Origin of the sequence: Halopseudomonas pelagia CL-AP6, from assembly GCF_000410875.1 — a bacterium.
GTDB classification, from domain to species: Bacteria; Pseudomonadota; Gammaproteobacteria; order Pseudomonadales; family Pseudomonadaceae; genus Halopseudomonas; species Halopseudomonas pelagia.
The window spans coordinates 230404-243183 of record NZ_AROI01000003.1 but is presented as its reverse complement, the minus strand read 5'-3'; the positions used below and the strand labels follow the sequence as shown (position 1 = coordinate 243183).

The following is a 12780-nucleotide window of genomic DNA, read 5'->3' as shown; positions in this document are numbered from 1 at the left end:
GGGGATGGGATAAAAATAGTAGAGTGCCTTCTGGTTAGGTGTCGGATCGAGTATAGACCCTAAGTTGGCCAAGAGGTGCCTGCGAAGGGGGATCAGCCCTCAGTTAGCGCGTTTCAGGAGTCGCCGGGGGTCAGGAGTCTTCGTCATCGCTGCAGAGGGAGAGTCTGACGCGAGCGATGCCGCGTCTGACCATATCCAGTTCCACCGCCGCCTGGCGGGAAAGATCAATGACTCGATTGCCGGTAAAGGGCCCGCGATCATTGATCCGCACGATGGTATCCTTGCCGTTATACAGATTGGTTACGCATACCCTGGTACCGAAGGCCAGGCTGGGATGGGCTGCCGTTAGCTCGGTCTGATCATAGCGCTCGCCGTTGGCGGTATGCCGGCCATGCAACCGGGCGGCATAAAAGGATGCCTGGCCGGTTTCCTGCCAGATGGCGTCCTCTATGTCCTCGGCGGCATCGCTGATATCGGCCACGCCCACGGGGGTGACGAATAGCAGTAAAGGTACCGCCAGCATGGCAATCCAGGGCATGACAATTCTCCAACTGGCAAACGGCAGCTGATCGGCGCATAACCACCTCGGCTGCCACACAGTGTCAGCCCTGCAGTTTCTGGCGTAGCAATTCATTGACCTGCTGCGGGTTGGCCTTGCCCTTGGACGCCTTCATCGCCTGGCCGACAAAGAAGCCGAACATCTTGCCGCGCTTGTTCTCGTCACTGGCGCGGTATTGCTCAACCTGTTCGGCGTTGGCCGCCAGTACTTCATCGAGCATGGCTTCGATCGCGCCACTGTCGGTGACCTGTTTCAGGCCCTTGGCCTCAATGATCTGATCGGCACTGCCATCGCCGGCGGCCATGGCCTCAAAGACCATCTTGGCGATTTTACCGGAGATAGTGTTGTCCTTGATCCGCGCAATCATGCCGCCTAGTCGCTCGGCGCTGACGGGAGATTGTTCGATATCCAGATCCGACTTGTTCAACAAGCTGGACAGGTCGCCCATCACCCAGTTGGCTGCCAGCTTGGCGTCGCCACAGACGCGCTGCACTTCTTCGAAGTAATCGGCCAGCTCACGCTGCGCGGAGAGTACGCTGGCGTCGTAAGCGGAGAGCCCGAACTGGCTTTCAAAGCGCTCGCGTTTCTGTTGTGGCAGCTCCGGTAGCTCAGCGCGCACCTCTTCGATAAACGCCGGCTCGATAACCACCGGCAGCAGATCGGGGTCGGGGAAGTAACGATAGTCGTTGGCTTCTTCCTTGCTGCGCATGGACCGGGTTTCGTCCTTGTTCGGGTCGTACAGGCGTGTTTCCTGGGTGACCTTGCCGCCATCTTCAATCAGTTCGATCTGGCGCTGCACTTCGGTATTGATGGCTTTCTCGATAAAGCGGAAGGAGTTGACGTTCTTGATCTCGCAGCGAGTGCCGAACTCGGCCTGGCCTTGCGGGCGGATGGATACGTTGCAGTCGCAGCGCAGCGAGCCTTCGGCCATGTTGCCATCGCAGATGCCCAGATACCGCACCAGTGAGTGAATCGTCTTGGCGTAGGCCACAGCTTCCTTGGCGCTGCGCATGTCCGGTTCGGAGACGATCTCCAGCAACGGGGTGCCGGCGCGGTTCAGGTCGATGCCGGTCATGCCGTGGAAGTCTTCATGCAGACTCTTGCCCGCATCCTCTTCCAGGTGCGCGCGGGTGACGCCAACACGCTTGATGGTGCCGTCGTCCAAGGTGATGTCGAGAAAGCCCTTGCCCACAATCGGCAAGTCCATTTGACTGATCTGGTAGCCCTTGGGCAGGTCGGGATAGAAGTAGTTCTTGCGCGCGAAGACGTTAGTGCTGCTGATCTCAGCGTCAATCGCCAGGCCAAACTTGACCGCATTGCGTACCGCCTGGGCATTCAGTACCGGCAGAGTGCCGGGCATGCCCAGGTCGATCAGGCTGGCCTGGGTGTTGGGCTCGGCGCCGAAGGCGGTGGGGCTGCCGGAGAAAATCTTCGAGGCGGTGGTGAGCTGGGCGTGGATTTCCAGCCCGATTACGATTTCCCATTGCATAGTCTGTTCTCAATCCTCTCAGTAGCCGGCCGGCGCGCGGCTGTGCCAGTCGGTAATCTGCTGATATTGATGCGCGATGTTCAGCAGGCGCGCCTCACTGAAATACGGGCCAAGCAACTGCATGCCCAGCGGCAAGCCGTTGGCAAAGCCAACTGGCAGCGCAATGCCGGGGACGCCCGCCAGGTTGGCGGTGATGGTATAGATGTCAGTCAGATACAAGCTGACCGGATCATCGATTTTTTCACCAATTTTGAACGCCGGGGTCGGCGAGGTCGGGCAGAGAATCACATCGACCTGTTCGTAGGCAGCCATAAAATCATTTTTGATCAGGCGGCGAATCTTCTGTGCCTGCAGATAGTAGGCGTCATAGTAGCCGGCGGACAGCGCGTAGGCGCCGACCATGATGCGACGCTTCACTTCCGCGCCAAAGCCTTCACTACGCGAGCGCTTGTACAGGTCGGTGAGGTCGGCCGGATGCTCGCAGCGGTAGCCGAAACGCACACCGTCAAAGCGCGACAGGTTGGAGGAGGCTTCGGCCGGCGCGATGACGTAATAGGCTGGGATGGCCAATTCGGCATTCGGCAGGCTGATCTCCTTGACCTCGGCGCCCAGCGCCTGGAACTGCTTGACTGCCGCCTGGATGGCGTCGGCGGTGGCGGCATCCAGCCCGCTGGCGAAGTATTCCTTCGGCAGACCGATGCGCAAGCCTTTGAGCGAGTCGTTCAGGCTGGCACTGTAATCGGCTACCGGCTGATCGACACTGGTGGAGTCCTTGCTATCGAAACCGGCCATAACCTGCATCATCAGCGCGCAATCTTCGGCAGTGCGCGCCATCGGGCCGCCCTGGTCGAGGCTGGAGGCATAGGCAATCATGCCCCAGCGCGACACCCGGCCGTAGGTTGGCTTCAGGCCGGTCAGGGCGGTAAAACCGGCCGGCTGGCGGATCGAGCCGCCGGTATCGGTCCCTGTTGCTGCAGCGCACAGGCGCGCCGCCACGGCCGCCGCTGAGCCGCCCGACGAGCCGCCGGGTACGTGCTCAGTATTCCAAGGGTTACGCGTTGGGCCGTAAAAGCTCGACTCGGTGGAAGAGCCCATGGCGAACTCGTCCATGTTGGTTTTGCCCAGCGTCACCGCGCCAGCTTCAATAAAGCGTGCGGTCACGGTCGATTCATAGGGCGCGATAAAGTTGTCGAGCATCTTTGAGCCGCAGCTGGTGCGTAGATCCTGGGTGCAGAACAGGTCCTTGTGGGCCAGCGGAATGCCGGTCAACGCGCTGGCGCTGCCATCCGCCAGGCGCTGGTCGGCGGCCTTGGCCTGGCTCAGGGCCAGCTCCGGAGCGACGGTAATAAAGCTGTTAAGCGTGCCATCGAACTGTTCGATGCGCTTGAGGTAATGCTCGGTCAGCTCGACGCTAGAGATCGTCTTGCTGTGCAGGGCCTGTGATAGCTCGGCCAGGGTTTTCTCATGCATGGGAAATTCTTCTCGTGTCTTGGCGAGTGCTGCGCGTGTTACCGCGCTATTCAATGGCTGTTATTCAATAGCGGCTATTCAATAACCCTAGGCACCAGGTACAAGCCCTCTTCGGTGGCTGGGGCTATGGCTTGATAGGCGTCGCGTTGATTGGTCTCGGTCGCCTCATCATTGCGCAGCCGCTGCGTGGTTTCCAGCGGGTGCGCCAGGGGTGCAATACCTTGAGTATCCACCGCCTGCATTTTGTCGATCAGGTCAAGAATGCCGGACAGCTTCGCCGTGGTGGCGGGAATGTCCTCTTCGTTCAGAGCGATTCTGGCCAGGTGGGCGATCTTTTCCACCTCTGTGCGGTCTAATGCCATGTGCTGTTCTCCGTGAAGCAGGGGGCGATGCGTCTGAATGTAACCGATGTGTTTGACATAAGGTGATTTTGTCGCGGAAATCAAGACAAAGGGGCGAATTTACCACAGACGCGCCTTGCCCAAAAACCCCGCCGTTGTTAGAGTTGCGACACTTCCGGAAGTACCGATTAGTTACCTGCGCATTCGAGTTGGCCTATTGGTCATTTCGCCTCAGAAAGTCTTGGTGAAGATGGCCGGTATTCCAGACAGGTAGTTTATCAGTGTTTCTTATACGATTAACCCACGCGTACCAGGGTGTACTTACCGCATGTTCAAAAAAATTCGTGGCATGTTCTCCAGTGATTTATCCATCGATCTGGGCACAGCCAACACGCTAATCTATGTTCGCGACCGCGGCATTGTTCTGAATGAGCCCTCGGTTGTGGCCATTCGCACCCATGGCAACCAAAAGAGTGTTGTCGCCGTTGGTACTGACGCCAAGCGTATGCTGGGTCGGACTCCGGGCAATATTCAGGCGATTCGTCCGATGAAGGATGGGGTGATTGCCGACTTCAGCGTCTGTGAAAAGATGCTGCAGTACTTCATAAACAAGGTCCATGAAAACAGTTTTATCCAACCCAGCCCCCGCGTCCTGATTTGTGTGCCGTGCAAGTCTACCCAGGTTGAGCGGCGTGCCATTCGCGAGTCAGCACTGGGTGCCGGTGCCCGTGAAGTCTTTCTGATTGAAGAGCCGATGGCTGCAGCGATCGGTGCCGGTCTGCCGGTAGAAGAGGCGCGCGGATCGATGGTGGTGGATATCGGTGGTGGTACTACCGAAATCGCGCTGATCTCGCTCAATGGCGTGGTTTATGCCGAATCAGTCCGGGTCGGTGGCGATCGCTTCGATGAAGCCATTGTGACCTACGTGCGTCGCAACTATGGCAGCCTGATCGGCGAGTCCACTGCCGAGCGTATCAAGCAGGAAATCGGCGTGGCCTTCCCCGGCGGCGAAGTGTTGGAAGTTGACGTTCGTGGCCGCAATCTGGCCGAAGGCGTACCGCGCGCCTTTACGCTGAACTCCAATGAAGTACTCGAAGCCCTGCAGGAGTCCTTGGCGACTATCGTGCAGGCGGTAAAAAGCGCGCTGGAACAGTCGCCGCCAGAACTGGCCTCGGATATTGCCGAGCGTGGTCTGATTCTCACCGGCGGGGGTGCTTTGCTGCGTGATCTGGACAAGCTGCTGGCGCAGGAAACCGGCCTGCCGGTCATTGTTGCCGAGGAGCCTCTGACCTGCGTGGCCCGTGGCGGTGGCAAGGCGCTGGAAATGATGGATCAGCACACCATGGATCTGCTCTCTACCGAGTGAGCAGATTGCAGGCAGGGTGTTGGGTTCGCCCCGAGCACCCTCGCCCATCTGGGTTGCTGACAGCCTGAAGCTTGTCGCTGCGAGGAGCTCGCCATCAAACCGCTTTTCATCAAAGGCCCATCCCTGGGCGTCAGAGTTCTGGTTCTATCGGTGCTGGCTATCGCGCTGATGGTGGTTGATGCGCGTATATCAACACTACAGCCGCTGCGCTCGTATCTGAGTTTGATTCTTACCCCAATCTATTATGTCGCCGATTTGCCGGTGCGGTTCTGGGACACTGCTTATCAGCAGGTCACCAGCCGGGCCGATCTGTTGGCGGAAAACGAGCGTTTGCGCGCCGAAGCACTGCTTAGTCAGCGCAAGCTGCAGAAACTCGCCACGTTGACCGAACAGAATGTGCGTTTGCGCGAACTGCTCAACTCGTCTTCGCTAGTAGATGAGCGTGTGCTGGTAGCTGAGTTGGTGGGCGTGGATCCTAATCCCTACACCCAACGGGTGCTGATCAATAAGGGTGAGCGCGACGGGGTGTTCCTCGGCCAGCCGGTGCTGGATGCTACCGGCCTGATGGGGCAGGTAGTCGAGGTGACACCTTTCAATGCTCGGGTGCTGCTCATTACAGACAGCTCGCATAGTCTGCCGGTGCAGGTCAATCGCAACGGCCTGCGGGCTATTGCCAGTGGCGCCGGTAATAACGAATGGTTGGAGCTGCGTTTTGTTGGCGATACCGCCGATATTCGAGTGGATGACATTCTGGTCAGCTCCGGCCTTGGGCAACGCTTTCCTGCTGGTTACCCGGTGGGCCGGGTATTGTCCGTGGAGCAGGACCCGGCGCAGCCCTTTGCCGATGTAAAAGTCGCGCCTACTGCCCAGTTGAACCGTAGCCGCTATATGCTCCTGGTGTTCAGTGCCGAATCGGGTTACGGCGAGTTGGTGCCCGCGCTGGAAGAAGACGGCGAGCTGAATGACGCCGAGGTGCAGGCCGTCGAGGCAGCGCTACAGGACGACGTTTCTCAGCCGGGTATTGACGGGGAGGGTGACGATGAGAACTAATCTGATCGTCGCGTTTACTATTGTTGTAGCGCTGTTGTTAAGCGTTATGCCCATGCCCGCGCCGATGGATCTGGGCCGGCCTATGTGGCTGGCCATGGTCGTAGGCTACTGGGTGATGGCTTTACCGCACCGCATTGGTCTGCTCACTGCCTGGGTCGCGGGCCTGGCCACCGATGTATTGTATGGCCAGTTATTTGGCCAGCACGCCCTGTTCATGACGCTGGTCGCCTGGATGATGCTGTTGCTGCACCAGCGCATCCGCCGCTTTCCGCTGTGGCAGCAAAGTCTGGTGATGCTGCCGGTGTTGGGTATCGCGCAGATGGTGCTGCTATGGCTGAACAGTCTCACAGGCAGCCGCCCACCGATTCTGTTGTTTCTGCTGCCAGCACTGGTCAGTGCGATACTCTGGCCTTGGGTATTTTCAGTGTTGCGCGCGATCAGGCTGCGCTTTCATGTACTCTGAGCCTATAGCGGGCAGCCTGTATCTAGCCTCTGCATCGCCCAGGCGCAGTGCGCTGCTCACGCAAATTGGTGTGCTGCATCGCCAGTTTGCCTGTGATGTTGATGAACAAGTGCTTGCTGACGAGTCAGCCGCTGCTTACGTTGAGCGAGTCACCCAGGCCAAGGTACTGGCTGGCCAGCAGCGGGTCGCGGTAGACGCAGTGGTGCTGGCGGCAGATACGGTGGTGGTTGTGGATGGTCGTATCCTCGGCAAGCCAGCCGACCAGGACGACGCTAGGAATATGTTGCGTAGTTTGTCGGGTCGTGCACATCAGGTGATGACAGCGGTCGCCGTTGCCAGTGGCCCACGTAGCGAGCTGATCAGGGTAGATAGTCAGGTTTTTTTTAGATGTCTTGGTGAAGCAGAGATAGCCGCTTATTGGGCGACGGGTGAACCTGCAGATAAAGCGGGTAGTTACGCTATCCAGGGGTTGGCCGCCATTTTTGTCGAGCGGATCGAAGGTAGCTACAGCGCCGTAGTCGGTTTGCCGTTGATGGAAACAGCCAGTTTGCTGGCCAGTTTTGGGATCGCCCGTTGGCAGCAGCCCTGAAATGGAATTCCGATTTCCGGTATTCTGAAGCACAGTGTCCAGGCCGTTGAAAGGATCGCGAGCGAAGTCGCATTTCGGCGATCTGGTTTGGAGAGCGCATGAGCGAAGAAATACTGATCAACGTGACGCCGATGGAAACCCGGGTCGCCCTGGTGGAAAACGGCGTGCTGCAGGAAGTGCATATCGAGCGCACACTGCGCCGTGGTATCGTCGGTAATATCTACAAGGGCAAGGTGGTCCGGGTGTTACCGGGGATGCAGGCTGCTTTCGTCGATATCGGTCTTGAGCGGGCGGCTTTTATCCACGCCTCCGAAGTCTCCGAGCGCGAAGGATCGGCGGTGGAGCCGATTAACGCGTTGCTGCATGAGGGCCAGGCTTTGGTGGTGCAGGTGACCAAGGACCCGATCGGAACCAAGGGTGCCCGCTTGACTACCCATCTGTCGATTCCATCGCGTTTTCTGGTCTATATGCCGCGCACGCCGCATGTGGGTATTTCCCTGAAGATCGAGGAAGAAGCCGAACGCGACCGGCTTAAACAGATCGTTGCCGATTGCGTTGCCTCCGAGGGTATTGAAGAAGCAGGCGGTTTTATTCTGCGCACCGCTGCCGAGGCGGCCCGTGAGAGTGAAATTCTTGCCGATATTCGCTACGTCCGTCGCTTGTGGTTGCAAATTTCTCAGCAAACCCAAGCGGCCGCTTCCCCCTCAGTTATCTATGAAGACCTGTCGCTGGCGCTACGTACCTTGCGCGATCTGGTCAGCCCGCGAACGGAAAAAGTCCGGGTTGATTCGCGCGAAACTTTCCAGAAAATCGAGTTGTTTGTTCAGGAGTTGATGCCTGCGGTATCCGGCTTCCTTGAGCACTACCCAGGTGAGCGGCCGATTTTCGATCTCTATGGTGTTGAGGACGAAATCCAGAAAGCGATGGATCGCCGGGTCATGCTCAAGTCGGGTGGCCATCTGGTGATTGACCAGACTGAAGCGATGACGACGATTGATGTGAACACCGGTGCTTTTGTGGGTCACCGTAATCTTGAAGAAACGATTTTCAAGACCAATCTTGAAGCGGCCACGGCCATCGCCCGTCAGCTGAGATTGCGCAACCTCGGTGGGATCATCATTATCGATTTTATCGATATGGAAGATGAAGAGCACCAGCGCCAGGTATTGCGCACGCTGGAAAAGCAACTGGAGCGTGACCACGCCAAGACCAATATTATTGGCATTACCGAGCTCGGTCTGGTGCAGATGACGCGCAAGCGCACCCGGGAAAGTCTTGAACAGATTCTCTGTGAGCCTTGCCCATGTTGTTTGGGCCGTGGCATTCAGAAAACGCCGGAAAGCGTGTGCTACGAAATTTTCCGTGAAATCCTGCGTGAGGCGCGTGCTTATCAGGCGGGGGCTTATATGGTCCTGGCCTCGCAATCGGTGATCGACCGGTTGCTGGACGAAGAATCCGGCCATGTGGCTGACCTCGAAATTTTCATCGAGCGCCCGATCAAGTTCCAGGTAGAAACGGTTTATACCCAGGAACAATATGACGTGGTGCTGATGTGATGATGGGCTGAATCGCCATGCACTGGCAACGCTGGTTAAAGCGTACTCTGGATGGGTTGATCGTGCTGCTGGTGGTCTGGTTGCTGCTGGTGGCCGCGTACGTCAGCCTTGGACGCCAGTTTGTGCCGGCGGTCGCGGACTATCAGGTCGAATTGCTGGACTGGGTCCAGGAGAAAACCGGTCGCTATATTCTGCTCGATAAGCTCGAAGGAGAAATGCAGGGAGCTCAGCCGGTGTTGACCTTGCACGGTTTGCAGGTGCACGCCGACGCCAATCCAGCCAGCCCTGTGCTGTTTGCACTGGAAGACGTTATCGCGCGGGTTGATATCTGGTCCAGCCTCTGGCAACGGCGGCTGGTCATGGATGCCTTGCAGATCGAGGGTCTAGCTCTTGAGCTAGTCGAAGATGGCGAAGGCCGTTGGCAGCTTTATGGTCTTGGCGATCGAGATGTCGGTGAAACAGGGCTGGATGATGCGCTGGAAGTGCTATTGGATCAGCGGCGCATCACCCTGCTGAATACGCGCATTCAGATCAGTCCGCATGAGCAACCGCAGTGGTTGTTTCGCGAGGGTGACCTGACGCTGCTGAATGCTGCCGATGGGCATCGCCTTGATGCCCAGGTGAAGCTGCCGGATGGCCAGCTAGTCCGTTTGCAGGCGAGTGCAGCGAGCTTGGGAAGGCATTGGCAAGACCTGACGCTGGGCTTTTTTCTGGAGCTGCCAGCCATCGACTGGGCTCGTTACCTTCCGGCGCCATTGCTGGAAACGGCGCGTCTTCAGGAACTGGTGGCCGGGGGGCGCTTCTGGGGGCGTTGGGGCGAGCGGCAGTTGCAGGCCTTGCAAGGGCAATTGATCGCTCCTGTGGTCGTTCCCGCAGTGGACCCGTTGCCCGATCAGAGCGTAGCGCAAATACGTGATTTGCTTGCCGACTTCCAATTGCAGCTGGGGGCGGAGCAACGCTTGCAAATCGACAATCTTACCCTGCGTCTGAATGATCGGGTTTGGCCCCGCACCCGGCTGCAAGGAGAGCGGAATGAGCAAGGACATTGGGCCTTGCGCATGGACCTCCTGCCCTTGGCGCTCGTCAGCCAGGGTCTAGCACCGCTCCTTACCAATGAGGTGCACCGTCAGCAGCTGGCAACCTTGGCTCCGGAAGGATTTCTGCGCGATATTCATCTGCGTGGCGGCGCTGATCCTGGCGATCTGGATAGCCTGCATCTGAGTGCGACCCTTGATCGGGTGGGTATAGCAGCCTGGGAAGGTGTACCTGCGCTGCAGGGTATCAGTGGCACGATCGAAGGCAGCCCTGGCGCAGGACAGCTGCGCGTTGACAGTCAACGTTGGGGAATGCATCTACCGCGCCTGTTCCCCCAGCCATGGGCATATGCTCGGCTGCAGGGGCAGATGGGCTGGCAATGGACCCGCGAGCTTGGCTTGAATCTGGATGCCCAGGGGTTAAAGGTGACCGCCGAAGAAGGCCCGGTCGCGGTGAATCTGGGCCTGCATATTCCGCCTGCCGGGGGGGTGCCGAGCATGAGTCTTCAAGTGGCGCTGCGCGATAGTGATGCCGTCTATGCCGAGCAGTATCTGCCGACGCGGGCACCGGCTTTTAATCCCGCTCTGGTAGATTGGCTGACGGCCGCCGACTTTCAGGGCCAAGTGCCGCTGGCGATCTTTCAGTTTGAGGGCTCGCTGCTCCGCGAGGCCACCCGTGATGAGCGGCAACTGGATCTTTATCTGCAGGTCGAGCAGGGCAGTTTGAACTTCCAGCCGGGTTGGCCGAGGCTGGAGCAGGTGCGCAGTGTGGTGCGGCTAAACAACACCGATCTGACTATTCAACCGGCCGAAGCGCGACTACTGAACACGCAACTGAGCAAGGTGGTAGTCACTACTGGCCGAGCCAGCGCAGCAGAGCCGCTGATGCTGACGGTTGCCGGGCATGCAGAGGGCCCTTTGGCCGATGCGCTGACGGTCATGCAAGATACACCGCTGGCACAAACCTCGGGGGACCCCTTGGCTGGCTGGCAGGGCAGTGGCCAGTTGGCAGGCGATCTGTCTCTGGCTTTCCCGCTCAACTCCGAGCAATCGCCGCAGATCCGAGTCAATTGGCAGGCGCAGGTGCAACAGCTACAGATCCCGCCTTTGCAGACACCGCTGACTAACCTGACAGGTGACTTCGAGTTTGATCTGCAGCAGGGTCTTAAAGCCCGCAACCTCAAGGCCGATGCGCTGGGCGGGCCGGTCACTGGCAGCATAGAGCAGGTGTCGGACGAACAGCGCATCCAGCTCAGCGGCCGACATAGTATCGATCAACTGCGCGCCTGGCCGCTGTTGGATGATCTGCCGGATGATCTGTTGGATAGTCTGGCGAAAGGTGCCGCAGAATGGCGAGCTGCCGTCACGCTGGGTGCCGGGCAACAGCGTATTGAGGTCAGCAGTAACTTGCAGGGCATTGCCCTGAACCTGCCTGGACCGCTAGCCAAACCCGCTGACCGGAGTCTACCGAGCAGCCTAATACTAGAGCTGGATGACCAGCGTCAGCGCTGGAGCTTCAACTTGGGCGAGGAGCTGAATGGCCGTTTGCGCACGGGTGCAGGGGAGCTCAGCGGCGATATCAGCTATCGGCGGAGCCCGGTGGAGGCGGCCAGCGTATCGGGGTTGAGTATCAGGGCAGGATTTGACCAGTTGAATCTGGATGAGTGGCAACGCTGGGTTGAAACGCACAGTGCCGCTGCCGGGGAAGTCCAGACCGCGCAGACCCTACGCGGTACCGCGACTGATCTGGTCAGTAGCATAGATCTGCGCGCGGCACGCTTTTCCGGGTTTGGTCAGCAGCTGGAGGGCTTGGCGGTGACCGGGGCGCGGGTGGATGACGTTTGGCTGTTCGATATCGATCAAGCACGCATTCGCGGTCAAGTAACGCTGCCTGATGTTATCGCCGAGCCGGTGTTGGTCAACCTGCAGCGTCTCCAGCTGGAACGGCCGGCCGAGGCGCCGATGGTCGATGCCCTGGCCAAACCCCTGTTGCCAGAGGATAGCCTGCGCTTGTTCAAGCCCAGCACGTTGCCGCCGGTGGACCTGCATATTGATCAGCTCTACTGGGCTGGAGACCCGGTGGGCGCGGTGGACATGCGCTTGAGGCCCGATAACTCAGGGGCAAAAATCCATGATCTGGACGTGAACCTGCGCGGGCTACAGCTGAGCGGCGAGCTGGATTGGCGCGACAGCGGGCCGCGCAGCCATTTCAAGGGGCAGATGCTGGCCGGCAATATGGGTGAGATACTGAAAGCCTGGGGTTATGCGCCCACTTTGACCAGCGATAGTTTCGCCATGCAGGCTGACTTGAGCTGGCCAGGTTCACCGATCTTTTTCGCCCTTAGCCGCAGTACCGGGCAACTGCAACTGCAGGCTAAGGACGGCGCATTGCAAAGCGGCGAGACCGGCGCGGATGCATTGCGCATTTTCGGCCTCTTGAACTTCAACGCCTTTACCCGGCGTCTGCGCCTGGACTTCAGCGATCTGTTCGGCAGTGGTACTGCCTATGATACGTTGAAAGGCGATATGGTCTTTACCGACGGCGTGATGTACACCGTCAGCCCGCTGGTGATGGATGGCCCCGGAGCCAAGCTGCAGCTTGATGGTAAGCTGGATTTGGCTGCCGACCAGATCGACATGGGTATGCTGGTCACGCTGCCGGTGACCAATAACCTGCCACTAGCGGCGCTTATTGTCGGCGCGCCCTACATCGGTGGTGCGTTGTTCATTGCCGACAAGATCCTCGGGGACCGGGTGGCCCGCTTCGCCTCGGTCAAGTACAAGATCAGCGGCGATTGGAAGCAGCCCAACGTCGAATTTGATCGTGCTTTTGACAGCAAGGCCGCTTTGGAGGGCGATTGAC

Annotated in this window: 10 protein-coding genes; 6 read left to right on the top strand and 4 right to left on the bottom strand. The window is 58.8% G+C overall.

Translation table 11 applies throughout. The features are described 5' to 3' along the window. Nucleotides 1-130 precede the first annotated feature (130 nt). From K787_RS0102465 to gatC, 4 genes are all read right to left on the bottom strand, one after another. Nucleotides 131-538 (bottom strand): septal ring lytic transglycosylase RlpA family protein, encoded by a 408-nt coding sequence (locus K787_RS0102465; RefSeq protein ID WP_022961204.1) that lies wholly within the window; start codon nucleotides 536-538, stop codon nucleotides 131-133. A gap of 64 nt (nucleotides 539-602) precedes the next feature. Further along, entirely contained in the window at nucleotides 603-2048 is a 1446-nt protein-coding gene (gene gatB, locus K787_RS0102460; RefSeq protein WP_022961203.1) for an Asp-tRNA(Asn)/Glu-tRNA(Gln) amidotransferase subunit GatB, read from the bottom strand. Between the two features lie 18 nt (nucleotides 2049-2066). Beyond that, nucleotides 2067-3518 carry an Asp-tRNA(Asn)/Glu-tRNA(Gln) amidotransferase subunit GatA gene (gene gatA, locus K787_RS0102455; protein ID WP_022961202.1) on the bottom strand — a complete coding sequence of 484 codons (1452 nt, stop codon included), beginning with the start codon at nucleotides 3516-3518 and terminating at the stop codon, nucleotides 2067-2069. Nucleotides 3519-3592: 74 nt separating this feature from the next. Next, entirely contained in the window at nucleotides 3593-3880 is a 288-nt protein-coding gene (gatC, locus tag K787_RS0102450) for an Asp-tRNA(Asn)/Glu-tRNA(Gln) amidotransferase subunit GatC (RefSeq protein WP_022961201.1), read from the bottom strand. Between the two features lie 307 nt (nucleotides 3881-4187). Here gatC and mreB point away from each other — a divergent pair, with 307 nt between their 5' ends. From mreB to K787_RS0102420, 6 genes are all read left to right on the top strand, one after another. Beyond that, on the top strand, nucleotides 4188-5225 hold the full coding sequence (mreB, locus tag K787_RS0102445) for a rod shape-determining protein MreB (protein WP_022961200.1): 1038 nt from the start codon (nucleotides 4188-4190) through the stop codon (nucleotides 5223-5225). Nucleotides 5226-5363: 138 nt separating this feature from the next. After that, entirely contained in the window at nucleotides 5364-6275 is a 912-nt protein-coding gene (gene mreC / locus K787_RS21930) for a rod shape-determining protein MreC (protein WP_235801893.1), read from the top strand. Next, nucleotides 6265-6738: a rod shape-determining protein MreD gene (gene mreD, locus K787_RS0102435; protein WP_022961198.1), complete on the top strand. Its 474-nt coding sequence runs from the start codon at nucleotides 6265-6267 to the stop codon at nucleotides 6736-6738. The genes mreC and mreD overlap by 11 nt, the downstream gene beginning before the upstream one ends. Further along, nucleotides 6728-7327: a Maf family protein gene (locus K787_RS0102430; protein ID WP_022961197.1), complete on the top strand. Its 600-nt coding sequence runs from the start codon at nucleotides 6728-6730 to the stop codon at nucleotides 7325-7327. The genes mreD and K787_RS0102430 overlap by 11 nt, the downstream gene beginning before the upstream one ends. 98 nt (nucleotides 7328-7425) lie before the next feature. Further along, nucleotides 7426-8883: a ribonuclease G gene (gene rng / locus K787_RS0102425; RefSeq protein WP_022961196.1), complete on the top strand. Its 1458-nt coding sequence runs from the start codon at nucleotides 7426-7428 to the stop codon at nucleotides 8881-8883. A 17-nt stretch (nucleotides 8884-8900) separates the two neighbouring features. Then, complete coding sequence (locus K787_RS0102420; RefSeq protein ID WP_022961195.1) at nucleotides 8901-12779, top strand: YhdP family protein; 3879 nt, start codon at nucleotides 8901-8903, stop codon at nucleotides 12777-12779. The last annotated feature ends 1 nt before the right edge of the window (nucleotide 12780 follow it).

Coding starts and splice junctions, on each gene's coding strand:
- K787_RS0102465 (WP_022961204.1), bottom strand. CDS start 538: ATGCCCTGGATTGCCATGCTGGCGGTACCTTTACTGCTATTCGTCACC.
- gatB (WP_022961203.1), bottom strand. CDS start 2,048: ATGCAATGGGAAATCGTAATCGGGCTGGAAATCCACGCCCAGCTCACC.
- gatA (WP_022961202.1), bottom strand. CDS start 3,518: ATGCATGAGAAAACCCTGGCCGAGCTATCACAGGCCCTGCACAGCAAG.
- gatC (WP_022961201.1), bottom strand. CDS start 3,880: ATGGCATTAGACCGCACAGAGGTGGAAAAGATCGCCCACCTGGCCAGA.
- mreB (WP_022961200.1), top strand. CDS start 4,188: ATGTTCAAAAAAATTCGTGGCATGTTCTCCAGTGATTTATCCATCGAT.
- mreD (WP_022961198.1), top strand. CDS start 6,265: ATGAGAACTAATCTGATCGTCGCGTTTACTATTGTTGTAGCGCTGTTG.
- K787_RS0102430 (WP_022961197.1), top strand. CDS start 6,728: ATGTACTCTGAGCCTATAGCGGGCAGCCTGTATCTAGCCTCTGCATCG.
- rng (WP_022961196.1), top strand. CDS start 7,426: ATGAGCGAAGAAATACTGATCAACGTGACGCCGATGGAAACCCGGGTC.
- K787_RS0102420 (WP_022961195.1), top strand. CDS start 8,901: ATGCACTGGCAACGCTGGTTAAAGCGTACTCTGGATGGGTTGATCGTG.